This is a genomic window from Cupriavidus sp. 05N40, assembly GCF_056397305.1.
In genome coordinates, this window is record NZ_JBFTND010000086.1 from 1 (window position 1) to 22,519 (window position 22,519).

The 22,519-nt window shown below is 61.8% G+C and carries 18 protein-coding genes and 2 pseudogenes; 9 read left to right on the forward strand and 11 right to left on the reverse strand.

Translation table 11 applies throughout. From position 1 onward, the window contains the following. Positions 1-316 precede the first annotated feature (316 nt). Positions 317-1,360, forward strand: a complete 1,044-nt coding sequence (locus tag AC1DO7_RS20420; protein ID WP_477116513.1) for a PDR/VanB family oxidoreductase — start codon at positions 317-319, stop codon at positions 1,358-1,360. A 105-nt stretch (positions 1,361-1,465) separates the two neighbouring features. Here the strand turns inward: AC1DO7_RS20420 and pdxR (AC1DO7_RS20425) are convergent, their stop codons facing one another. Next, positions 1,466-2,920, reverse strand: coding sequence for a MocR-like pyridoxine biosynthesis transcription factor PdxR (pdxR, locus tag AC1DO7_RS20425; protein ID WP_441619557.1), 1,455 nt, complete (start codon positions 2,918-2,920; stop codon positions 1,466-1,468). Between the two features lie 113 nt (positions 2,921-3,033). On the opposite strand from pdxR (AC1DO7_RS20425), the gene aptA reads away from it, so the two are divergent. Together aptA and AC1DO7_RS20435 are read left to right on the forward strand one after the other, a co-directional pair. Then, positions 3,034-4,389, forward strand: coding sequence for an omega-aminotransferase AptA (gene aptA, locus AC1DO7_RS20430; protein ID WP_441619555.1), 1,356 nt, complete (start codon positions 3,034-3,036; stop codon positions 4,387-4,389). 84 nt (positions 4,390-4,473) lie between these two features. Further along, complete coding sequence (locus AC1DO7_RS20435; RefSeq protein WP_477116514.1) at positions 4,474-5,967, forward strand: NAD-dependent succinate-semialdehyde dehydrogenase; 1,494 nt, start codon at positions 4,474-4,476, stop codon at positions 5,965-5,967. Positions 5,968-6,085: 118 nt separating this feature from the next. Here AC1DO7_RS20435 and cobD read toward each other — a convergent pair whose 3' ends face one another. The 4 genes from cobD to AC1DO7_RS20455 form a co-directional block, all read right to left on the reverse strand. Continuing rightward, positions 6,086-7,162, reverse strand: coding sequence for a threonine-phosphate decarboxylase CobD (gene cobD, locus AC1DO7_RS20440; protein WP_441619551.1), 1,077 nt, complete (start codon positions 7,160-7,162; stop codon positions 6,086-6,088). A gap of 128 nt (positions 7,163-7,290) precedes the next feature. Beyond that, entirely contained in the window at positions 7,291-8,571 is a 1,281-nt protein-coding gene (locus AC1DO7_RS20445; protein WP_441649737.1) for an amidase, read from the reverse strand. Positions 8,572-8,779: 208 nt separating this feature from the next. Further along, positions 8,780-9,412, reverse strand: coding sequence for an NIPSNAP family protein (locus AC1DO7_RS20450; protein WP_441619547.1), 633 nt, complete (start codon positions 9,410-9,412; stop codon positions 8,780-8,782). Between the two features lie 45 nt (positions 9,413-9,457). Next, positions 9,458-10,417 (reverse strand): tripartite tricarboxylate transporter substrate-binding protein, encoded by a 960-nt coding sequence (locus AC1DO7_RS20455; RefSeq protein WP_441619655.1) that lies wholly within the window; start codon positions 10,415-10,417, stop codon positions 9,458-9,460. Positions 10,418-10,623: 206 nt separating this feature from the next. Between AC1DO7_RS20455 and AC1DO7_RS20460 the strand changes: the two are divergent. Continuing rightward, positions 10,624-10,776, forward strand: a pseudogene (locus tag AC1DO7_RS20460) (IS256 family transposase); the annotation flags it as partial. 584 nt (positions 10,777-11,360) lie between these two features. Here AC1DO7_RS20460 and AC1DO7_RS20465 read toward each other — a convergent pair. Continuing rightward, the gene (locus tag AC1DO7_RS20465; protein WP_441619546.1) at positions 11,361-12,119 is read right to left on the reverse strand and encodes a sulfite exporter TauE/SafE family protein; all 759 of its coding nucleotides are present in this window, start codon (positions 12,117-12,119) and stop codon (positions 11,361-11,363) included. Between the two features lie 760 nt (positions 12,120-12,879). Here AC1DO7_RS20465 and AC1DO7_RS20470 point away from each other — a divergent pair. The 3 genes and pseudogenes from AC1DO7_RS20470 (at position 12,880) to AC1DO7_RS20480 (ending at position 15,770) form a co-directional block, all read left to right on the forward strand. Further along, positions 12,880-13,659, forward strand: coding sequence for an acetoacetate decarboxylase (locus tag AC1DO7_RS20470; RefSeq protein ID WP_477116515.1), 780 nt, complete (start codon positions 12,880-12,882; stop codon positions 13,657-13,659). A gap of 21 nt (positions 13,660-13,680) precedes the next feature. Beyond that, a pseudogene (locus AC1DO7_RS20475) lies at positions 13,681-14,461 on the forward strand (3-hydroxybutyrate dehydrogenase). A gap of 13 nt (positions 14,462-14,474) precedes the next feature. After that, positions 14,475-15,770 (forward strand): DUF3734 domain-containing protein, encoded by a 1,296-nt coding sequence (locus tag AC1DO7_RS20480; protein ID WP_441619542.1) that lies wholly within the window; start codon positions 14,475-14,477, stop codon positions 15,768-15,770. 541 nt (positions 15,771-16,311) lie between these two features. Here the strand turns inward: AC1DO7_RS20480 and AC1DO7_RS20485 are convergent. From AC1DO7_RS20485 to pdxR (AC1DO7_RS20500), 4 genes are all read right to left on the reverse strand, one after another. Next, positions 16,312-16,695: a DUF6697 family protein gene (locus tag AC1DO7_RS20485; RefSeq protein ID WP_441619540.1), complete on the reverse strand. Its 384-nt coding sequence runs from the start codon at positions 16,693-16,695 to the stop codon at positions 16,312-16,314. A gap of 145 nt (positions 16,696-16,840) precedes the next feature. Continuing rightward, positions 16,841-17,677: a PTS sugar transporter subunit IIA gene (locus AC1DO7_RS20490; protein ID WP_477116516.1), complete on the reverse strand. Its 837-nt coding sequence runs from the start codon at positions 17,675-17,677 to the stop codon at positions 16,841-16,843. Then, positions 17,674-17,895 (reverse strand): DUF2188 domain-containing protein, encoded by a 222-nt coding sequence (locus AC1DO7_RS20495; RefSeq protein ID WP_441619536.1) that lies wholly within the window; start codon positions 17,893-17,895, stop codon positions 17,674-17,676. The genes AC1DO7_RS20490 and AC1DO7_RS20495 overlap by 4 nt, the downstream gene beginning before the upstream one ends. A gap of 202 nt (positions 17,896-18,097) precedes the next feature. Beyond that, a complete protein-coding gene (gene pdxR / locus AC1DO7_RS20500) occupies positions 18,098-19,585 on the reverse strand; it encodes a MocR-like pyridoxine biosynthesis transcription factor PdxR (protein WP_441619534.1) in 1,488 nt (495 codons plus the stop codon). Positions 19,586-19,708: 123 nt separating this feature from the next. Here pdxR (AC1DO7_RS20500) and AC1DO7_RS20505 point away from each other — a divergent pair, with 123 nt between their 5' ends. After that, positions 19,709-20,347 (forward strand): FMN-binding negative transcriptional regulator, encoded by a 639-nt coding sequence (locus AC1DO7_RS20505; RefSeq protein WP_441619532.1) that lies wholly within the window; start codon positions 19,709-19,711, stop codon positions 20,345-20,347. 195 nt (positions 20,348-20,542) lie between these two features. Here the strand turns inward: AC1DO7_RS20505 and AC1DO7_RS20510 are convergent, their stop codons facing one another. Continuing rightward, complete coding sequence (locus AC1DO7_RS20510; RefSeq protein WP_477116517.1) at positions 20,543-21,139, reverse strand: flavin reductase family protein; 597 nt, start codon at positions 21,137-21,139, stop codon at positions 20,543-20,545. Positions 21,140-21,296: 157 nt separating this feature from the next. Between AC1DO7_RS20510 and AC1DO7_RS20515 the strand changes: the two genes are divergently transcribed. Beyond that, positions 21,297-22,481 (forward strand): acetyl-CoA C-acyltransferase, encoded by a 1,185-nt coding sequence (locus AC1DO7_RS20515; RefSeq protein ID WP_477116518.1) that lies wholly within the window; start codon positions 21,297-21,299, stop codon positions 22,479-22,481. Positions 22,482-22,519: the final 38 nt, after the last annotated feature.

The following is a 22,519-nucleotide window of genomic DNA, read 5'->3' on the forward strand; positions in this document are numbered from 1 at the left end:
GCGATGCAGGCTGCGAGCCTCAGCCAGTACCGAAAATACACGTAGATCCTCGATTCTCATCTTGCCTCCGTATGCTGCTCGCGTGGTGCCCAGGCCGAATGTAACGGAATTCAAACGGGGGTGGAAGCCACAACGGGGTGCGCAAGGCCAGATTCCGGTATGGAATCAAATCGTGCTCCGCATTCCTCGCTCGCTGGACGAAAATCGGGGTGTCACTCTCGGCCACCTGCGGCGTCGGTTCACTTGACGAATCCTGCGAACCTGATCGACCCAGCGTCGCCTGCCAAGCATCTCATCGAATTTGTGGAGACTACCCATGATGACGCAAACACCCGCTTCCCCGGCGACCGCACATGTGGCGCAGAAGGTCGCCCATCCTTCCACGCACGCTGCCGCGGATGCCCTGCATGCGCTCGTGCATAGCGTGGTCGCTGTTGCGGATGGCGTCATCAGCATTGAACTGCATCCTGCGCTGCCCGACATCAGTTTCCCCGCGTTCGCCGCCGGCGCTCACATCGATCTGCACCTGCCAAATGGCCTCGTTCGTAGCTACTCCCTGCACAATTCGCAGGAGGATGTCGGTCGCTATCGGATCGGTGTGTTGCGTGACCGATCCAGCCGTGGCGGATCGAGCTGGGTGCACAGCGAGTTGCGGGCCGGCGATGTGCTTCCCATCTCGAAGCCGCGCAATAACTTCGCGCTGGTCGAAGATGCGCCGAGATCCGTATTCGTATCTGGCGGCATCGGGATAACTCCGCTCCTCTCCATGATGCGTCGTCTCGATAGTCTCGATCGGGCGGCGCATCTTMTGTACTGTGCGCGTAACCGCCGCGAGGCGCCGTTTCTGCGTGACCTGGAGAAAATGGTCGGCGACAGGCTTGCAATGCAGCTTCACTTCTCGGAGGAGTCTGGTGCGACGGCAAGTCTTGAAGACTATCTGCGGGCCTTCACGCCCAACGATCACTTCTACTGTTGCGGCCCTTCGGGGATGCTCGACGCGTTCGAGGCAGCATGCGAGGCGTTGGGCTTCCCCAATGTTCACGTCGAGCGCTTCAGGGCCGCCACGGTCGATTCCGGGCAGGCTGTCCCCAGCGGGCAGTGCGTGGTCGAACTCGCCAAGAGCGGCCGCACCCTGCATGTCCCCAAGGAAAAACCGTTGCTCAGCTGTCTGCTGGAGGCAGACGTGGACGTCCTGTATAGCTGCGAAGAGGGTGTGTGTGGTTCCTGTGAGACGCGCATCCTCGCTGGGGAGGCCGATCACCGGGACAGCATTCTCAGCAAATCGCAGAAGGCATCGAACAGCGTGATGATGGTGTGTGTCTCGCGCTGCAAGTCCGATCACATGGTGCTTGATCTCTGAGGATGAGATAAGGAGGGCTCGCTGCCGCGGCGCGAGATGGCACGTTGCTTGACTGTGCCGTCCATCATCCGTGCCGTGGCCATGTCGGCCGCCAGTGCGGAACAATCATCTGCGCAGTTCATTGACTACGCGAGCGAAGGCGTCGGCAGATGCGCGGATCGCCTCGACTTCGATGGCGCCATAGCCCAGCACGAAACCATCGCGAAACGGCGTGGCATTCTGATTGTAGGTATTCAGGCGCCGAAGATAGATTCCCTCCGCACGCGAGCGGGAGACGGCAGCCTCGAAATCGGCCAGGCCGTTGATCCTGACGGTCAGGTGCAGGCCYGCGGCATTGCGCGAGGTTTCCATCTCCGCGCCGAAATGCTGGTCGAGGCATCGCAGCAGTTCGTCCTGACGCGCGCCGTAGATCTCACGCATGCGTCGAATATGCTTTGCAAAGTGTCCGTCGACGATGAAATCCGCCAGGGCAGCTTGCAGCGAAAGGTAGCCTGGCCGATACAGGCGCAGGGATGCGGCTGCAAAGCCGTCGACGAGATCCGTTGGGACAACGATGTAGCTCAGGCGCATCCCCGGGTACATCACCTTGCTGAACGTGCCCATCAGAATGACACGATCGCTGGTATCGACACCTTGCAGCGAGGGCAACGGGCTCTGGTCGTATCTGAACTCGCTGTCGTAGTCATCCTCGAGAATGAACGCGTCCCACTCCTCGGCCCGCGCCAGCAAAGTTCGGCGTCGCGCGTCAGACAGGGTGACGCCCATCGGAAACTGATGTGATGGTGTTGTGACGATCAATCTCGGGTGTCCTTCGCACTGGTCGACCAGCATGCCTTCCCGATCGACATCGACAGCCTTGACCTCAAGCCCGTTGGCCTTCAATACGATGGGTGCCGCCCAATGGCACGGATTCTCGACATAGGCGAGCTGTCCTTCATCCGCCAATATCCGCGAACACAGATCGATGGACTGGTTGACACCCATCGTCACGATGATCTGCTCAGGCGAAGCACGAACGGCCCGCGACACGCGCAGGTACTCCGCCAGGGCACGGCGCAGGGGCAGGTAGCCTCCCGGGCTCGAGTATCCCATCAGGTCAGCATGCTGCTCACCGAGATAGCGATTCTGAATCGCTCGCCATGTCCGAACCGGAAAGTAGTTGACGTCGCACACCCCCTGAACGAAGGCACCTTTGAATTCCTGTATCCCGGTGGGCGCTTGCACGATCTGCATCCCCCTGCGTGAAAGCGGACGGGCGTCGGAATTCTTTACGAAGGGTCGCTCGCAGAGCGGCAACTTGTCCGAGACAAAGGTGCCGTTGGTTGAGCCGGCGCAGAGATAGCCATCGTCCAGCAAATTTCCATATGCATTGACGACGGTTACACGCGCCACCCCTAGCGCAGACGCAAGCGCGCGCGACGCGGGCATCCGTGCGGATGCTCTCAAAGTGCCGTCCAGGATGGCGTCGCGAATGAGGTTAGAAATCTGCCGCTGCAGTGGCACGTCGTCGTCTCGGCGCAACGTGCTGTTCAGTAGATCGGAAAGCAGAGAATCGGCCATATTGGCCCTATCAATCTGATCGAGTTGGTCTCACAGGGTAGCGTCGGGTGCGCGTATTGTAAAGGCTCAAGACCGCTCGGAATTACTGAGAAACCAGCATAAAAGGAGTACTCGTGGCTGAGTCTGACACCAACCAGCAGAACGCATTGAATCTGGAGTCGTACTTCATGGGGTTCACGCCGAACAAGCAATTCAAGCGTCGTCCCCGCCTCATTGTCAAAGCCGAAGGTAGCTATATTTACGGGCCGCAAGGCGAGCGCATATTCGATGGGTTCTCGGGCCTGTGGTGTACGGGCATGGGGCACTGCCATCCCAGGATCGCCGAGGCAGTGAGCCAGCAGATGCGGCAATTGGATTACGTTGCCGCGTTCAACATGTCCCACCCATCCGCGTTCCGGCTCGCCGATCGCATTGCCAGACTGGCGCCGGCAGGGATGAATCACGTCTTCTTCACGACGGGCGGATCGGACGCCGTGGACACTGCGCTGAAGATCGCCATGGGTTATCACCGCATTAACGGCGACGCGGCGCGCTTCCGCTTCATCGGCCGCGAGCGCGGCTATCACGGTGTCGGGATGGGGGGCATCTCCGTGGGCGGGATGGTTCCGAACCGCAAGATGTTCGCGACGATGATGATGCCGGGTGTCGATCATCTTCCCCATACCCACAGCTTGAACGACATGGCGTTCTCCAGAGGGCAGCCGGCCTGGGGCGCGCATCTCGCCCGGGAACTGGAGCGCTTGGTCGCATTGCACGACGCATCGACCATCGCCGCCGTCATCGTGGAGCCGATGGCAGGATCGACCGGCGTACTCGTCCCGCCTGTGGGCTATCTCGAGGAATTGCGCCGGATCTGCACCAGGCACGGAATCCTCCTCATCTTCGACGAAGTGATCTGCGGCTTTGGACGAATGGGGGAGAACTTTGCTGCGCAGCGCTTCAACGTGAAGCCCGACATGATCACCTTTGCAAAGACGGTGACCAATGGGACGCAGCCGCTGGGTGGCGTGATCATGACCGACGAAATCTTCAATACGTTCATGACGACGCCCGAACACGTGAACACGATCTTCCATGGCTATACGTACTCGGCGCATCCTGTGCCGGTAGCCGCGGCGCTGGCCGCGCTGGATGTCTTCGACGAGGAAGACGTGCCTGCGCAGGTCCGGGCGCGCGAAAAGCTCTTCGAGGATGCGCTCCATTCATTGAAGGGCGAGCCGAATGTGATCGACGTCCGGAACATCGGCCTGGCTGGCGCAGTCGAGTTCACGCCGATCGACGGTCGACCGACGTTGCGCGGGTATCAGATCACCGAGCGATTGCTCGATCGCGGGTTCTATACGCGCTGGACTGGTGACATCGCGTCGATCTCCCCGCCGTTCTTCTCCACGGAAAGTGAACTCACCCAGATGATCGAAACCATGCGGGAAGTCATCCGGGAGAACGCAACGCAGGCGCAGAGCAGCTAGCGCCTGATCCATGAACGAGACGGAGTACATCCAGTCGATGCGTTCTGCAAGGACAGGGATGAGTGGATACATTTGGGAGTTGATATGGCTACTGTTACACAAGAGATTCATGCAGGTGCGGACTTCGGACTCGAGATCGCAAACGGGGATTTGCTGCGGAACGCCTGTTACGTCGATGGACGATGGGTGGGTGCGCAGGATGGCGCGACTGCGGCGGTAACGAATCCCGCCAACAATGCGGAACTCGGCACGGTTCCGTGGTGCGGTGTGGCGGAGACGCGGCAGGCGATTGCCGCCGCCGATCGGGCGTTCGACCAATGGAAGAAGCAGACGGCAGCTTATCGCAGCTGGCTTCTCAGGCGATGGTTCGATCTGATCCTGGCAAACAAGGAAGACCTTGCCCGGATCATCACCGCCGAACAAGGTAAGCCAATCGGCGAGAGCCGGATGGAGATCGAGTATGGCGCGTCGTTTGTCGAGTGGTTTGCCGAGGAGGCCAAGCGCGTGTATGGCGACGTGATTCCCGCGCCGATCCAGAGTTCGCGTCTCACCGTACTCAAACAGGCTATCGGCGTGGYGGCGGCGATTACGCCGTGGAACTTTCCGGTGTCGATGATTACGCGGAAATGCGCACCGGCGCTGGCGGCAGGATGTACGATCGTCCTCAAGCCGTCCGAGCTGACACCCTTGTCGGCGCTTGCGCTGGCACGCCTTGCGGAGGAGGCCGGCTTTCCTGCGGGCGTGGTGAATGTCATCACTGGCGACGCCGCGGTCATCGGATCCGAACTGACCGGTAGCACACGTGTACGGAAGATCAGCTTTACCGGATCCACCCGTGTGGGCAAGCTGCTGGCAAGCCAGGCGGGACACACGATCAAGCGCGTCTCGCTCGAGCTTGGCGGTAATGCGCCGCTTATCGTTTTCGATGATGCCGACCTCGACGTAGCCATTCGTGGCGTGATGGCATCCAAGTACCGGAACACCGGACAGACGTGCATCTGCGCGAATCGCATCTTTGTTCATGATCGCGTGTATGACGAGTTCTCGCGTCGCCTGGTCGAACAGGTGACGGCCTTGAAGGTGGGTAATGGACTGGAGGAGGGGGTTACACAAGGCCCGTTGATCAACCCGGCAGCGAAGGAGAAGGTCCACCGGCACGTGACCGATGCCGTCGGAAAAGGCGCTCGTGTGGTCCTCGGCGGAAAGCCGCATGGGCTCGGTGGTACCTTCTACGAGCCGACGGTTATTGTCGATGCGACCCCCTCCATGGCGTTGGCAGACGAAGAAACCTTTGGCCCGGTGGCCCCGCTTTTCCGCTTCCATACAGAGGACGAAGTCATTGCCATGGCGAATGCGACGCCTTATGGGCTGGCAGCCTACGTTTTCACGCGCGATCTCGGGCGCTCCTGGCGCGTCACCGAGGCCTTGGAGGTTGGTGTCGTGGGCGTGAACGAAGCCGCCGTTACGAATGCCGTCGCACCATTCGGAGGAGTCAAGGAATCCGGTGTCGGCCGGGAAGGGTCGAAGTATGGCCTCGATGAGTTCGTGGAGGTGAAGTACGTGTGTACGTCTATCTGACCCGCTATCCAGGTCGGGCGCCTTGCCGATGGGCATGGCATCCGGAGATCAGGTCAGCACGCCAATGATGAACGGCCCGAACTTCTTCGGAAGCTCGGGCCGTTTCGCTGTCGTGGCTTTACTTGCCGCCTACGATGTGGCGCGCATCACGCAACGCTTGCTCGATGCGCATCCATGCGTGCTCATCAGGCGGCAGGGACATGCGCAATCCCGGCACGTTTTCGAAGCGTCGTGTCCAAATGCCGTGGCGTGCCAGGCAATCCTGCCAGACTTCCGCAGCCGGCGTACGTGTCCACGCAAAAAGCGGCGTGTGGGTGCGGGAGGCGTCGAGGCCGTACTCACCCAGCAACTTTACGAAGCGTGCGCTGCTCTCGGTGAGACGGGAACACGCTTGTCTATGCCAGGCGCCATCCAGGAGTGCTGCTCGTGTGACGACACGGGCGGGTCCGGAAATCGTCCACTGTCCGCGCAGGTACTCCATGGCACGATGGACGCGCTCGCCAGTGATGACGGTGCCCACTCGGGCGCCTGCCAGGCCAAAGAACTTGCCGACGGAGCGCAGCACGATCAGGCTGTCGACGTTCGCGTGCGAGGCTACGCTGAATTCGGGCGTTGCATCGATAAACGCCTCGTCGACGATCAGTGCGCCACCGCGTGCGGCAAGCTCGCTGTGCCACGCGAGCAGCGCGTCGGGCGTGAAGAGCTCGGCCCCGGGGTTGTTCGGGTTGACGACCACCAGATATTGCAGATCCGCGGGGAGGGTGCGGCCAGGTTCGAGAAGAAAGCCCGCGCGATCGCGCACGTCGGAGACCTCCGCTGTCACAAAGTACTCGAGAGGAAACCCGTCAGCCGAGAACGCCCGTTCATACTCCCCGTACGCGAGGTAACCGACCCCGATACGCCCCTTTGGCAGAATCTTGGGTAGCATGCGGATCGCCGCCTGGGACCCGGGCATCACCAATGCACGTGTCGCGCGGTAGTGTTGTGCCGCTACCTCTTCGAGGTCGTCGTGATCGTCGGGCAAGCGCAGCCACGCGTCTGCATCGATGGGCGGCACCGGGTAGCCGACGGGATTGATACCGGTCGACAGATCTATCCATTTTTCACGCGGAATGCCGTAACGGCGAACGACCGCGCGAAGATCTCCCCCGTGGGGAATCGGGGCTGGAAATTCAGTATCGACAAGGTTGGTCATGAGCGTTTCTCCTGGGTTGGCCTCGTCCTCGGCGGCCGGTCTTGCTCGGGTGGGCGGGAAGGCCTGCCACCTGCTGCGTTCAAGCGGCTTTTCCCCGCGGGTGTCACTGGCGCGAGGAAGCATGTCGCTCAGGTCGGCCGGGTCGGCCGGGTCAGCAAGCTCTGTGCTTCGAGCTTCTCGACAAGAGCCAGAAGGGACTTGTCTGACCCAGCCGCACCGATGATGGACAGGCCAAGTGGGGCACCGTTGGCGGTAAGTAGTGGCAGGGAAATCTGTGGCAATCCCACCAGCGGGGCGATACTGAGGAAGCGCAGATCCGAAAGCCTCTGGCTGTTGAGCTCGGCCACTGTCGAGGCGCGCAAGGGGGCGGGGCCGGAAACCGTGGGCATGACGATCACTTGTCCTTGCTCCAGTGTGGCATGGAACTGTGCACGGATGCGGTCGCGTACCACGCTTGCCGCGAGATACTCATCTCGCGTTACCTTGCTCGCCAGCATGATTCTTTCGGCGATGTCCGGCCCAAGCGCGGGTTGCGCTCGCGCAACCCAAGGACCGAGTTCCTTCCAGACTTCATAGAACTGCACCGTACGGAAGGCGTTGACGAACTCGTCGAGCTCAGGGATTGCCGTGTGAAGGGAGCGACGGTCTTCCAGGCACGGATGCCATGTGCTCAATACGGATGCTGCCGCTCGCTGGGTTGCTTCGGGCAGGACCGACCAGGCGCCGTCGAATGACATCCAGCCCGTGAACGCTTCCGGCCGCATCGCGTCAGGGAGCAGAGCGCGTCCTGCCGCAGCAAGTGTCCGGGCATCGCGTGTCAACCAGCCGACAGCGTCAAACGAAGGCGCGAGAGCACGCACGCCATCGGAGGGAATCACGCCATGTGTCGTCCTGATGCCAAAGACACCGCAAAAGCTCGCTGGTGCACGAATCGAGCCGGCCGTGTCGGTACCCAGGCCGATATCGCACAAGCCGGCTGCAACGGCTGCTGCGGATCCGCAGGAGGATCCTCCGGTGAGCCGGTCAGGCGCGGCGGTGTTTATCGGAGACCCATAGTGAAAGTTGTTGCCGGCCAGGCTGAAGGCAAGCTCATCGGTCACGGTCTTCCCGACAATGCGGGCACCATTCTCACGAAGCTTCGACACGGCGAAGGCGTCTGCGGCAGGCAACGCATGCGTCTCCTCCCATTGCGGATTGCCGTAACCGGTGGGACACCCGGCGATATCGAAGACGTCCTTGATGCCGCAAGTGAGCCCGTCAAGGTGTCCGGAGCCTGTTGGCTGCCATTCGACAGCCTTGCCTGGCACGAAGGCTCCGACATCATCTCGCGGCGATTGTGTGGGAGACCGTTTTATCGACGTGGAGTGGTCGTCGCTGTATTGGCCTGAAATGTGATGATTGAAGTTCATGGCATCCTTCACGCTTCTCGGTTTGTGCAAGCGTCTTGCTGATATTTTGGCGACGGGTTGCGGAATCTGTGGCCCGAATCGATTCCGATGCGGAATAGGGCCCTGGCGACGACTCAAGCTATCGCCGCTCAGGCACTAGCGGTTCGTCATCGTTCTGCGGGCGCCGGACGCGTCGTCCCTCATCCCGGAGTCTGCCGCGCGTGTGCAGCTATGCAAGCGGCGAGAATGGTGCAGGGACGCAAAGAAGTGAGTTGGCGTCGATGAGGTGAGCCGGCGCTCCCTTTGGCGGCCAGATCTTCGCGCGAGCTGCTTCGGCGCGGATTTCAAAGCGCTCACTGGCATTGGCATAGGGCCAGATATGCGTGATGCGAGGAGCGCCGTCCAATGCGTACATATTGATCACCAGCGCAGAGAGCTTGACGCGATCGGGTACTGCAGCCTCCCAGGCTGTTATCGTCGGAGGCAACCCGCCCGGCTTGAGGCGGTAGGTGCGGATCTCATAGATCGAACCATAGGTGCCCGGCGTTATCGGTGGGAGGAAAGGCAGTGCCTTGTAGCTATCCGTCTCGAAGGAAGTGATGACGGCGCGCTCGCTTTCTCCGCTTGCAGACAGGCTGAATGGGCCCGGATGGAACAGCGTTCTCTCGCGTTCGGCGGCGAGCATCTCGGCGGATTCGAACTCGCGCAGGATAAGCATTCGACCAAGAGCGCCTACATCGGTAGTCCATGCGCCGAGTAGGCGCCCAGCCACGCAAGCGGCATTGACATAGGCTTCTGCACCGCGGATGACCGCTTGGGTGTCCTGGAGATTGAAGTTGAGTGTTGCGAGTTCGTATAGCATTTGGCCTCCTTGGTCGGTTCCGGCTCGATGGGGAAAGCGTTTTCTTCAGTCCGCGTATATCCCTGCCTTCTTGATCACCGGTCCCCATTTGCCAATTTCTGATGTCAGGACGGCTCGCAAGGATTCCGGAGAGGCGCGACGCGCGCTAACCGCTTCTGCACCGAGAGCGTTCATCCTGGCGCGAAAGTCGGGGTCGGAGACGGCGCTCTGAAGCGCAGACACGAGCTTGTCGATAACTGGCTTGGGCGTCCCCTTCGGAGCATACATTCCGTGCCAGTTCCTCACGTCCATGATCAGGCCTTGCTCGGCCGAAGTTGGAATGTTCTTGAAAGCCTCGACACGACGACTCTGCATAGCTGCGTAAGGCTTAAGGGAGTTCGCTTGGAGCAGGCCTGCGAGGCTGGTGGTTTGGTCGCACATCAGGCTGACCTGGCCGCCCATGAGGTCGCTCAACGCCGGCGCGGAGCCCTTGTATGGGACAGTTGTGAGGGTCGTATGAATGGAGTCCTGGAGGAGAAGACCGCAGAGATGAGACGCCGATCCAACTCCCGCGTTGGCGAGTGAAAGGTTGGCTGCGTTGGCATTGATGTACCCGAGTAGATCCTTGAGGTTTGCCGGAGGTAAGTTCCTGGTGCCAACCAAGACCATCGGTACGTCGGCAATTTCACCCAACATCTCGAAGTCCCTGAGCGGATCAAAGCCGAGCTTTCGGTACAGCGCCGGAGCGGTGGCCATGCCGATGTGGTAGACAAGAACGGTGTAGCCGTCGGCTGGCGATTGAGCCACCTTCCTCGCGCCAATCGTGCCACCGGCACCGCCGAGATTCTCGACAACCATCGAGGTCTTCAAGTACTTGGACATCACGACCGATACTTCACGCGCGACCTTGTCGGTAGGACCGCCGGCCGCAAACGGAACAACCACCGTTATGGGCCGATCGCCCGGATACTCCTTCGCCTGTGCATTACCCGACAGTCCAATGACTCCAACTACTATTGCCGTCAGAACTTGTGCAACCTGGTTCACGATGTCTCCTTGATGTCTTTGTCTTCGGGGCAGAATGCGGCTCTCTGGAGAGCGCTATGGGGGGGCGTCCTGTTGATATTGTTCTGCTGAATACCGAGAATTCGCTTCGATATTTGATTCCGTGCGGGAATATGAGGCCTGTCAGAAATGTTGTGTTTAGGGCATAACAAGTCGGCAAGGAGCATGTCATGACCTGCATCGTGCATCTGATCAGCCTGGAGCACGCCGGCTGGAAGGAGCGCCGGGCAGTCGTCGCGGATCGCAAGCCCGTGTACACCGCGTCCACCGTGGAGGCTGCGCTGGCCGAACTGGCGGCCTTCGGGCAAGGGGAATGGGGCTAGCGACGGACTCCGCTGGATCCGCGCGTCGACAGCGAGGTCGTGGCGGCAACTTTCGGCAAAGACTTGAACGATTGCGCGGCGAAATGCCGTCGTGACAGGCGCTTCCCGTGCTGTTGGCGATTACGTCGCCAAGGTTCTCGGAAAAATGCAGAGACTTTGGTGCTTCCCGCAAGCTCACACCCGACTTTCGAAGCGTGCTTCGCCGCCGGCTTCTGGAGTGGCGAAAAGTAGCGTAAGCAAAGACCTTTCTATTTTCCAGGGCGACAGCCGGCTATGAAGTCAGGATTCAACCGAATGTTCCCTGATCCGGGCGAGCCTTCCCCTGAAATCGGCGATGAACCGCTATTTCGCAGATGGTGATCCGTCCAGAAGGGCAGCCATTTTGGATATCTGGCTCGCGTGCAGACTCGCTACCTGCCAGTAGACGGAATGAAGAATGGGACAAGCGGGCGTCGATGGGAGCACCACGCCGCGACACCCCTTGGTTCGACATTCATGCGGCCGCTGTGCGCACCAGCGCGTTCGGGGGGGCCTGCTGTCGAGCGCCAGCGCATGCCTTCCTTCGCACCCCTTCCCCACCTTCAGTGCAGATAACCCGACGCGCCATCCCACAGCAGCTTCACGGCCGTGACCACCAGCAAGCCGTAGCAGGCCTTGTACATCTGCTGCTGGTCCAGCTTGGCATGCAGGCGCCAGCCCAGCCAGACGCCAGAGGGAACGGCGAGGAGGCAAATCGCCATCAAAGTCCAGACGGCGCCCGCCGGCCTGGCCAGCGCCAGCCATGGCGCCGCCTTGATGATGTTCCCTACCGTGAAGAACAGACTGGTCGTCCCGGCATAGACCTGCTTGCTAAGGCCAAGCGGCAACAGGTACATCGCCAGCGGCGGCCCGCCGGAGTGCGCGACCATGGTGGTAATGCCCGACGTGAAGCCGGCTCCTATGGCCTTGGGCGATGAGCGCGGCCGCACCACGACTTCTCCGCCGCGCATAAACCACAGGCCGACGAAAGTCAGCGTGACCGCTGCCATCACGATGGCGATAGCGCGGTGATCCAGCACGCGAAACAGCACGTAGCCGATACCGATGCCGACCACCAGTCCGGGCAAAAGCAAAAGGAGGTCGGCCTTGGACCACGTGGATGGCTTCCAGTAGCGCAGGCTATACAGATCCATCGCGATGAACAGGGGCGCAAGCAGGCCGCCCGCTGTCACCGGGTCCATCACGAGCGATAGCAGTGGAATGCCGACGATGGCAAAACCGCCACCGAACGCGCCTTTCATGAAGCAGATCAGGAAGTCACCCGCGAACGTGACGAGGATGGTGGTGGCGCTCAGTTCCATGTTGACCATCTCCCTTCGCCCGAATAGCGGGCAGAGCGGCCATGCAGAAGAGCGCCGCCACCCACGGCCTGTGCGGTGGCTTGTATGAGGTACCAATGCATTGCAGACACGAGTTCCATTGCGACTCCGCCCAACGCCCAGAGCAGGATGCTGAGCGCTTGGACCGGTCACGCGAACGGAGCGGTTTGCCTGGGCGCCAGGGTATCGGCTGAGTAGTCGGGCTCATCGTAGTCTGCGCATGCATGACAATCAAATTATTGTCATGGATACAATCTTTCGATGGCACAAGCGTGCTACCACAGTGGCACGAACCGATCCGTGACGGAGCCCGCGCTCCGCACACTGACGGCGCGTAAGGGCAGTCGAAGCGTCTGATAAGCAATTCGGCGCTGCCAGAATCGGGAGCGCCGTTTGGGCGCTGCGAAGAACGAGGCCGATCTCGGCACATGCTGCAATGCGCCGTTGTGCATTTCGGCGCGGCGACAGCAACGACCCCTGGACTCTCTGTTCGTTCCTTCCAAAGGACGAAACATACATTTGCCGTTGCTATGGTGTTACTGCGTCCGGAAAAACCCTAGGATGCGTCCACTGCGTGGCAGTTGTCCGCCACCTCTACCTGCCCATGTCCGGCCGGCAGGCCGGCCAATCCATCCGCGACGCGTCGTCCGGGCCATGTGCGTGTTTTCACACGCTGGCTTCGCTCGTCCCCGAAGGGCGCGTTGGGCGATCGGAGGGTTCTCATCGCACAAGGGAACGCACAGTGAAAATTGAAGATATCCGCCGCAACGCCTTCGCCATGCCGGTGYACARCCCGTCATATCCGCGTCCGCCATTCCGCTTCCTGCAGCGCGAGTACTTCATCGTCTCCTATGAGACCGACCCGGACGCGCTACGTGCGGTGGTGCCCGAACCGCTGATGCCCGACGGCAATCTGGTGAACTATGAGTTCATCCGCATGCCGGACTCGTCCGGCTTCGGCAATTACACCGAAAGCGGCCAGGCAATCCCCGTCGTCGACGCGCAGGGGCGCAAGGGCAGCTACACACACGCCATGTATCTCGATGACGAGGGCCCCATCGCCGGAGGCCGCGAGATCTGGGGGTTTCCCAAGAAGCTGGGCTCGCCGCGCCTGTCGATCGACGGACACGACACGTTGCTCGGGACGCTCGACTATGGCTCGCAGCGCGTTGCCACCGGCACCATGGGCTTCAAGTTCCGCCCACTCGATCCGGCATCGGAGCAAAAGGCGCTCGCCGATACCCCCAACTACCTGCTGAAGGTCATCCCGCACGTCGACGGTTCGGCGCGCATCTGCGAACTGGTTCGCTTCCACCTGCGCGACGTGACGGTGCACGGCGCATGGCAAGGCCCCGGCGCGCTCGAGCTGCATGCGCATGCGCTGGCATCCGTTGCCGACCTGCCGGTTCGCCGAGTGGTGGGCGCGAAGCATCTCATTGCCGACCTCACCCTCGATATCGGCGAAGTCGCCTACGACTACCTCGCGCCGGCCGAGGCGCCGAAGCTGGTCGTCAACCAATAACCCACCGCACAAGGAGCAACCATGTCTTTGCAAGGAAAAGTCGCGCTTGTTACCGGCGCAGCCAGTGGTATCGGCGAGCAATGCGCGCGCCAGTTGGCGAATGATGGCGCGACAGTCGTCATCGCCGACCTGAATATCCAGGCCGCACGGCAGGTGGCCGAGTCGATCGTCGCCGGCGGCGGCAAGGCGATTGCCGTGGCGATGGATGTCACAAGCGAAGACGTCGTCAATGCTGGCATCGATGAAACCGTGGCAACGCTGGGCGGCCTGGACGTACTGGTCTCGAACGCGGGTGTCCAGATCGTCAATCCGATCGAGGACTATGCCTTCGCGGACTGGAAGAAGATGCTGGCCATCCATCTCGACGGCGCGTTCCTGACCACCCGTGCGGCGATCCGGCACATGTACGCGTCGGGCAAGGGCGGGGCGATCATCTACATGGGTTCGGTTCACTCGCACGAGGCCTCGAAGCTCAAGTCGGCCTACGTCACGGCCAAGCACGGGCTTCTCGGCCTGGCGCGTCGTGGCCAAGGAAGGCGGTCCGCGCGGGGTTCGCGCCAACGTCGTCTGTCCCGGCTTTGTCCGCACGCCGCTGGTCGACAAGCAGATTCCCGAGCAAGCCAGGGCGCTGGGCATTTCCGAAGCCGAAGTGGTCAGCAATGTCATGCTCAAGGAAACGGTCGATGGCGAGTTCACGACTGTGGCCGATGTGGCCCGCACGGTGTCGTTCCTGGCCGGCYTCGAATCGGCCGCGCTGACAGGCCAGTCGATCGTCGTCAGCCATGGCTGGTTCATGCAATAAGAGGAGGAACCCAGTGCGCCGCAGTCAACGCAACACGTCTCATCCCGCCGAACCGCTGGCGCTGCCGCCCTATGACGAGGTCGGCCTCGTCCTTCAGGGCGGCGGCGCGCTTGGCTCCTATCAGGCTGGCGTCTATGACGGCCTGGCCCAGGCGGGCATCCATCCCACCTGGGTGTCAGGCATTTCCATCGGCGCCTTGAACACGGCGATCATTGCCGGCAATGCCCGCGAGGATCGCGTGGAAGCGCTACGCGGATTCTGGCAGACCATCAGCCTTCCGCCCGATGCCATTGGCAAGGCCGGAGCCTGGCTGCCCGCGACATTCGGCTTCCCGGACATCGCGCGCAAGTGGTCAAGCATGTGGGCCGCCGGCCGCGCGCTGATGGAAGGCCAGCAGGGCTTCTTCCTGCCGCGTTCACCGCTCCATGGCTTCGGCGGCCATGGCGACGGGCCGAGCCAGGTGAGCTTCTATGACACCAGCGCATTGCGCGCGACGCTGCTGAAATACGCCGATTTCGATCGCATCAACGATGGCGAAATGCGCGTCTCCGTGGGCGCCGTCAATGTACGGACCGGCAACCTCGTGTACTTCGACAATACGAAAATGCGCCTCGAGCCGGAGCACTTCATGGCATCGGGCGCGTTGCCGCCGGGTTTCCCGGCCGTCGAGATCGATGGTGAGTTCTACTGGGACGGCGGACTCGTCTCCAACACCCCGCTTACCGAGATCGTGCGCGAATCCCAGCACAAGGACACGCTCATCTTCCAGGTGGACCTGTGGAGCGCGAGCGGGGCGCTGCCGGGCAACTTCCTCGACGTGTCCGAGCGGACCAAGGATATCCAGTACTCAAGCCGGACGCGCGCCATTACCGCGTTCATGGAAGGCCGCCAGAAGCATGCGCGGCTGATCAAGGCATTGCTGGAGCATGTGCCAAAGTCCGTTCGCGATACGCATCCGCTGATGCGCGAGGCGCAGCGCATTGCCGATGGCAGCGCCGTCAACGTCGTGCACCTGATCTATCGGAACAAGTTCTTCGAGGGCCACTACAAGGACTTTGAGTTCAGCGCCGACACGATGGGCGAGCACTGGACGAGCGGGCTGGACGACATCCGTGACACGCTCGCCCATCCCGAGTGCCTGGCGATTCCGAGCCACGATGTCGGCTTCGTGACGCACGACGTGCATCGGGTCGACGCGCCGGCGCTGACGGGTTCCGGTCCGCTCGACACGGAACCGGTCACGCCCGGGATGACTACCATCGACCAGCTCCCTGCGCAGGCCAACGATCCCATGACGCGGGTCGCCTGAGCGCTGCGCCACAGGGGCTGAACGCCCACCGCAAGCAAGCTGGCGTTCTTCGACGTCAAGAGCCTCGAGATTCCGGTGGCCGAGCGTATTCCCAGACGAAAGCCATGCGGCGCCGCRCAGCCGGACGGAGCGGGCCTATCCGAAGCTCATCCGCTACAACCGGGTCGACAAGGGTGGGCACTTCGCTGCATGCCATTCGCATCGGAGTCGATATGCCCAATACTTTTCATCGCGTGGGGAACGGTCCACCCCCCCGTCCTTGTTATACGTCTGGTTTGGCGACGCCCACTCGTTCGAGCCGATCGAACCCTGGTCGTCTCGCGACGCCCTCAACGATGTGTTCATGAATTTTCGAGGCTAAGGCAGCATGCGCGAGACGCTCGGCGAGTACACGATCGACGAGATCGCCGGTCAAAGAACGTAGAGCATGCCGATTGCAACAAGACAGGCTGACACGGCGATGTAATACCGGAAGCCATGCGTGCAGCCGTCGCGTTCATGGGGGGCTGCCGCCCCCGTCTGTTGCCTCGGCATAAGTGCCTCATTTCTTGGTGGTCACTGGTTTTAGCTTGATGACGCGGGAAATCTGCCCAAGCGTAAAGCCACTGTTGACGACATACGGCGCGCATGCCAGTGGCGACGTCAGCGACTCCGCCGCGGTGAAGTGGCCGAGATAACGGTACTTGTCGGTCTCCCGCCTGACAAATACCGGGATGGCTTCCGGCTGCGTTGCCAGCGTCCTGCCGGCAGCGCGAGCCGCCGCGCCACTGCTGCAAAGAATGGCCTCCGGGGCGTGAGGATTGAGGTCCTGTCGCAGACATACGGCCACTACCTTGCCATTCTTTGTAGGAAGAAATGCTTGCTTGCTACCGCCACAGACCGTATGGATAAGTTCGCGGGTGTATTCCTTGCCAATTTCAAACATAAATGATCTCCGAACGGATGCGCGCTGGAAAAAGCAGCATCAGGACAGAGACGATATCGAGATTGGCATAAATGCCACGAAGAAGCTGAGGTGTGGAGAATCAACGGCCTGTATCTTTTCTCGCCCGCCACGCAAGGGCGAGATATCAGAAGCGGTAGCTGCCAAAAAGCCGGCAGACGGAAGCCGCGTCAGGGCAGTCTCTCAGTAGCGCGCGGAAGCGTGCGTCGCAGAAGTACTGTGCGACGCTAGCCAGCAAGTGCAGGTGAGCGTTGTTATCCCATTCCGGCGAGAGGATGAAGACCAGATTGTCAACGCCACGGCCGTCTGGCGCATGAAACGCGATCGGTTCCCGGGTACGTACGTAGCATGCCAATGCTTGCGCAAGACCTCGGACGCGGCCGTGTGGGACGGCGATACCCTGACCAAGCCCCGTGGAGCCRAGCGCTTCCCGTTCCGCCAGGSCCGCCGTCACRGCCTCTGCGTCGAGGCCGAAACGGTGCGCGGCGAGCGCACCGATCTGACGAAACAATTCAGACTGGTCAGACGCGTGCAGGTCAAGTGCCACATGCGCTTCACGTAGCATTTCGCCGAGCGATCGAGGTCGCAGATCGTCAGCGCCGGGCCATTGCCTTGGACGCGCCCCATGAACCAGGTCCATCCATGCACCAGACGGCGATTCCGGGATTTCCACCGCGTGACTGAATTCAGCGCCCGGTGCCACGTCGCGAATGCGCCGCAAGGCATCGGGGATGACCACCCGCGGCAGGGTCAGGGAAAGGCGCATCCGCGAGCCCCCGGGCAGCAAGGAAAGGCTGATCGTCCAGGACTGCCCGATGCAGTCTCTTGTCAGGGCCTGGCGCAGTGGCACTGCGTGCTGGACATCGACGACGATGTGCATCGTCACGGCACGCACCGACGGCAGGGGGTGGCGTGCATCCGCCTGCTCGCGCAAAGGTCGTCGCTCGGGCGACAATGAAGTCATGCAGGTACTCCCACTGTCCGTGTGGCGTAATCAACCCGCGCACACTCCCGGGCGGCGCGATCATATGTCACCAGCGTCGCGCCCTCGGCCCGGGCTAGTACCGTCCCGGCCATGATGGCTGCCTCGCGATCTGCGTGATGCGAGTCGGCGTAACGTGCGCCTTCATGGATCACATCCCAGCCATCCCGATACGGGACAACCTGAATCTGTGTCGTCATAGACCTCCAGAACCGGATATTCACTACCAAGGAACAGATCGGTGACTGAATGGTAGAGGGAAGGAAATCAAGTTGCCGTATCAGGGCACAGTGAACGCATCAAAATGACGTAAAGGGAAAGCGCTGCCTTGGAAAGCCCCACGACACGGCGTGACTACCGCTGCGGCGACGTTTCCYGCGAGAGAAGCCACGTTCACGATTTTCATCTCGGCATTTCGACAATGACCGCGGCAAGTCGTTGAGCAGCTGTCTTCATCTGCGAAATGCTGAAGCCACCAAATCCAAGGATCAGGCCGGGGCGCCCGGTCCCGGATGCGAACATCGGCGACACTGCGCGGACGACGACACCCTCCTGGGCACTCCGTTGCGCCACCGCGCGGTCGTCCATGCCACTGGCAAGCCAAAGTACCAGGTGCATGCCTTGATCGCCGGGTTCGATCCACGCGAGATCATGGGGGAGTAGCGTTTCGAGTGTCTCGATCAACCGAAGTCGATACTCTGCATACGCGTTGCGAACCTTGCGAATGTGACGATCCAGATGGCCCTCTGCCATGAAGGCGGCCAGCACATGTTGATCCGCGGTGGGTGGGTGACGGTCGATGAGCACACGCGCACCGCAGAAGGCATCCACCAGGCTATGCGGGACGATCGCATAGCCCAACCGCAATGATGGAAACAGAATCTTGCTGAAGGTGCCCAGATAGACCACGCGGTCTGGGTCCAGTCCCTGAAGCGCGGGGAACGGATAGCCTTGATACCGCAGTTCGCTGTCATAGTCGTCCTCGATCACCCAGGCCTTGCTGGCGCTTGCCCACGCCAGCAAGGCGGTGCGCCGGGCCATGCTCAGGGGCATGCCAAGCGGATACTGATGCGAAGGCGTGACAAATGCCACGCGTGCGCGTGGCGCCATGCGCATGCCAGCTTCGACATCGAGACCTTCGGCGTCAACCGGCACCCGGACCATGTCTTCACGACGGCCCATGCTTTCGAATATTGCCGTTACGCCGCGGTATGCGGGGTTCTCCACCCAGGCCTGGTCATGCGGCCCCAGCAGGACCTGGCTTGCGAGAAACAGTCCCTGCTGGGTTCCGCTCGTCACGATGACCTGGTCCGCTTCACAACGCACCGAGCGTGACTTGCGGACGTAGCCGGCAATTGCTTCGCGTAGCGGTAGCGCGCCAAGAGGATCGGCATATCCGGTGGGCGCACCCGGGCCTCTTGCGCGCAGCCGGTTGCCAAGGCGGCGCCATATGTCGGCGGGCGCGGTCAAGCCGATCGGCACCGAGATGGCGAACGGAGCCGGTGCCAGCGCCCGGAACTCCTGCGCGATCTGCGCGAATGGGCGCGCGCGCGCAGGCATATCTGGCTCGACCGTGAGGCTGGAAACCGCGCGGGCTTCGCGGGCAGGCTGCTGCTCGGCCACGCCATGCGCGACGCTGGTCCCCGCGCCAGCTTTTGATTCGAGAAAGCCCTCGGCGACCAACTGCTCGTAGGCCTCGATCACCGTGCCCCGCGCAACCCGAAGCGAATCCGCGAGCGAGCGCGTGGAAGGCAACGCATCGCCCGCCCTGATATCGCCCCTGCGCACGGCTTCTCGTAACGCCTCCGCCACCTGGCGGCTCAGATTGCCCGCCGTGCGGTCAAGCACGCCGAATGAGGGCATTTCCGCGACTCGTGCAGTTCTTGCCATGATTCTGGTTCACAAAAAATCCACCAAACTGGATCTTAAGAATAAACCACTATTCGAGCAGACTGGGAACGGTCGCGGTCTGCAGCCGGTCACCCCGTTCACGCCCCTTCTGGAGACATCCACATGTACGTTCCCGCCCATTTCGCCGAGACACGCAAGGAAGTGCTACACGCTCGCATCACCCAGCATCCATTTGGCACGCTGATCACGCATGGCGACGGCGGACTCGACGCCAACCATATTCCGTTCGAGCTCGTAACAGGGGAGGGCGAACTGGGGACACTGCGTGCGCATGTAGCGCGGGCCAATCCGGTATGGCAGAGCGTTGCAAACGGCGATGAGGTGCTTGCGGTCTTTCATGCGGGCGACGCCTATATCTCGCCAAACTGGTATCCGGGCAAGCACGAGTCTCACGAGCGGGTGCCGACCTGGAACTACATGGTCGTCCACGCGCACGGACGCATCACGATTCTCGACGATGAGCGCTACCTGCGTGGTGTGGTCGGTCGCCTGACGCGCACGCACGAGGCATCGCAACCGAAGCCATGGAAGATGGGAGATGCGCCGAGAGATTACCTGGAGGCCATGCTCAAGGCGATCGTCGGTGTGCAGATCGAGATCACGCGCCTTGTGGGGAAAAGCAAGCTCAGTCAGAACAGGGAAACGCGGGATATTCGAGGGGCTGCCGAGGCGCTGAAATCCCGCGGGAGCTCTCCGACCGGCGACGAGATGCTGGCGCAGGCTGCCGGGAAACCGGACTAGAACGACGAGCGGCAGCGCTGCAATTCCTGATCCCAGGTCGCGGCCGCCGATGCGCCGTGATGAACGCTCACGCCAATACTCCTTAATCTTTTGGGTGTTAATATAAGCGCGGCGTTGGGCAACTGCCCCGTGGACCGCGGGCCGCCGCGCGAACCGAAGGCGTGAAAGGTGGGGCGCGGCAGTGCGCCGCGCCATTCAGCCAGCCGGATTCCGGACGATCACGGGGCCGATGGTTCCATAGACCGGGCCAGCCAGCCGGGACAGCGGACGAAGCTCCCTGCTATCGATCTTGTTCTGCTGGATGAGGCCGTCGCGTGCGTGGATGCGCACCGGCGCGGCGACGATGAAGTCCGAGGTGGGGCCGAACCGGATGGTTTGCGACAGCCTGCACTCGAGCGCGAGCGGTGCGTCGCGCAGGCGAGGCACCGAGATGTCCACGCTGGGGAGAAGCGGCAGGCCGAGCAGGGTCGTTTCGCTGATGTCCGATGGGTGCGGGAAGGCGCTGGCGTGGAGCGCGTCGACCTGAGTGTCGTCGGCGATGTGCACCACCAGTTCGCCGTTGGCGATCACGTTGCGTGCGGAGTCCTTGCGCGACCCATCGTCCTTGAACGCCATGTTGATGCCGAGCAGCGGCGGGTTGTAGCAGATGATGTTGAAGGTGCTGAAAGGTGYGAGGTTGACCAGGCCTTCCTCCGAGCGTGTCGTGACCCAGGCGATCGGTCGGGGAACGATCATGCAATTCAGAAGCTTGTAGATCTCGCCCTTGCTCAGCGCGCCGACTGACTGTTCCATTCGCATCTCCTTCGGTTCCGTTCCGTGTTTTCGAGTATATTAACAACGGTAAGATACGGCAAGGATGATTCTGTCTGTCGCCTGTCGGATCGATGATGCCGTCCTCGACTCAACTCGACTCAACTTAACTCAACCTCCCTTTTAAAGGTCCCATGCCATGACCCGTGAAGCTGTCTTCGTCTCCACAGCACGTACGCCGCTCGTCAAGTCGCAGCGCGGCGCATTCAATATCACCGATGGCCCCACGCTGGCTTCGTTCGCAGTGCGTGCGGCGGTGGACCGTGCCGGCATCGATCCGGAGATGATCGAGGACATGATCCTGGGATGCGGCTACCCGGAAGGCACCACGGGCCGTAACCTGGCACGGCAGACTGTGATCCGTGCGGGGCTGCCTGTCAGCATTGCCGGCTCGACCATCAACCGGTTCTGCGCCTCGGGCCTGAATGCCATCAGCATTGCCGCGGGCCGCATCGTGAGCGAAGGTGTTCCGGCGATGATCGCGGGCGGGGCGGAGAGCATTTCRCGTATCCGCACGCGCGAGGACGGCGAAAACGGCGTGGATCGCTGGATTGCCGAGCACAAGCCGGACCTGTACATGTCGATGATCGAAACGGCGGATGTCGTTGCGAAACGCTATGGCATCAGCCGGGAAGCGCAGGACATGTTTTCGCTCGAAAGCCAGCGGCGCACGGCGGCGGCGCAGGCCGCAGGCCGGTACCTGGACGAAATCGTGCCGTGCACGACGGTCATGGYGGTAACCGACAAGGAAACCGGTACCGTCACGCACCGCGAGGTGACGGCGGACGCGGACAACTGCAACCGTCCGGGCACCACTTACGAAGCCCTGGCAAAGCTCGAACCGGTCCGCGGCAAGGAGCATTTCATTACGGCCGGCAATTCCTCGCAGCTCTCCGACGGCGCTTCGGCCTGCGTGATGATGGAGGCGGGAGAAGCCGCGCGCGCCGGCATTGCGCCGCTGGGTGCTTTCCGGGGCATGGCGGTGGCCGGGCTGGAGCCGGACGAGATGGGTATCGGGCCGGTCTACGCGGTGCCGAAGCTCCTGAAACGACACGGCCTCAAGATCGCGGATATCGGCCTGTGGGAGCTCAACGAAGCGTTTGCTTCGCAGTCGATCTACTGCCGCGACAAACTGGGCATCCCCGATGAGCTGCTGAACGTCAATGGGGGCGCCATTTCCATCGGCCATCCCTTTGGCATGACCGGCGCGCGGCTGGCCGGCCACGTGCTGATCGAGGGGAAGCGTCGTGGCGTGAAGTATGCCGTCGTAACGATGTGCATCGCCGGCGGCATGGGCGCCGCGGGGCTGTTCGAGATCTACTGATCCCGGCGCCCGGCTGCCGGGGCGCATTGCGCGACGGC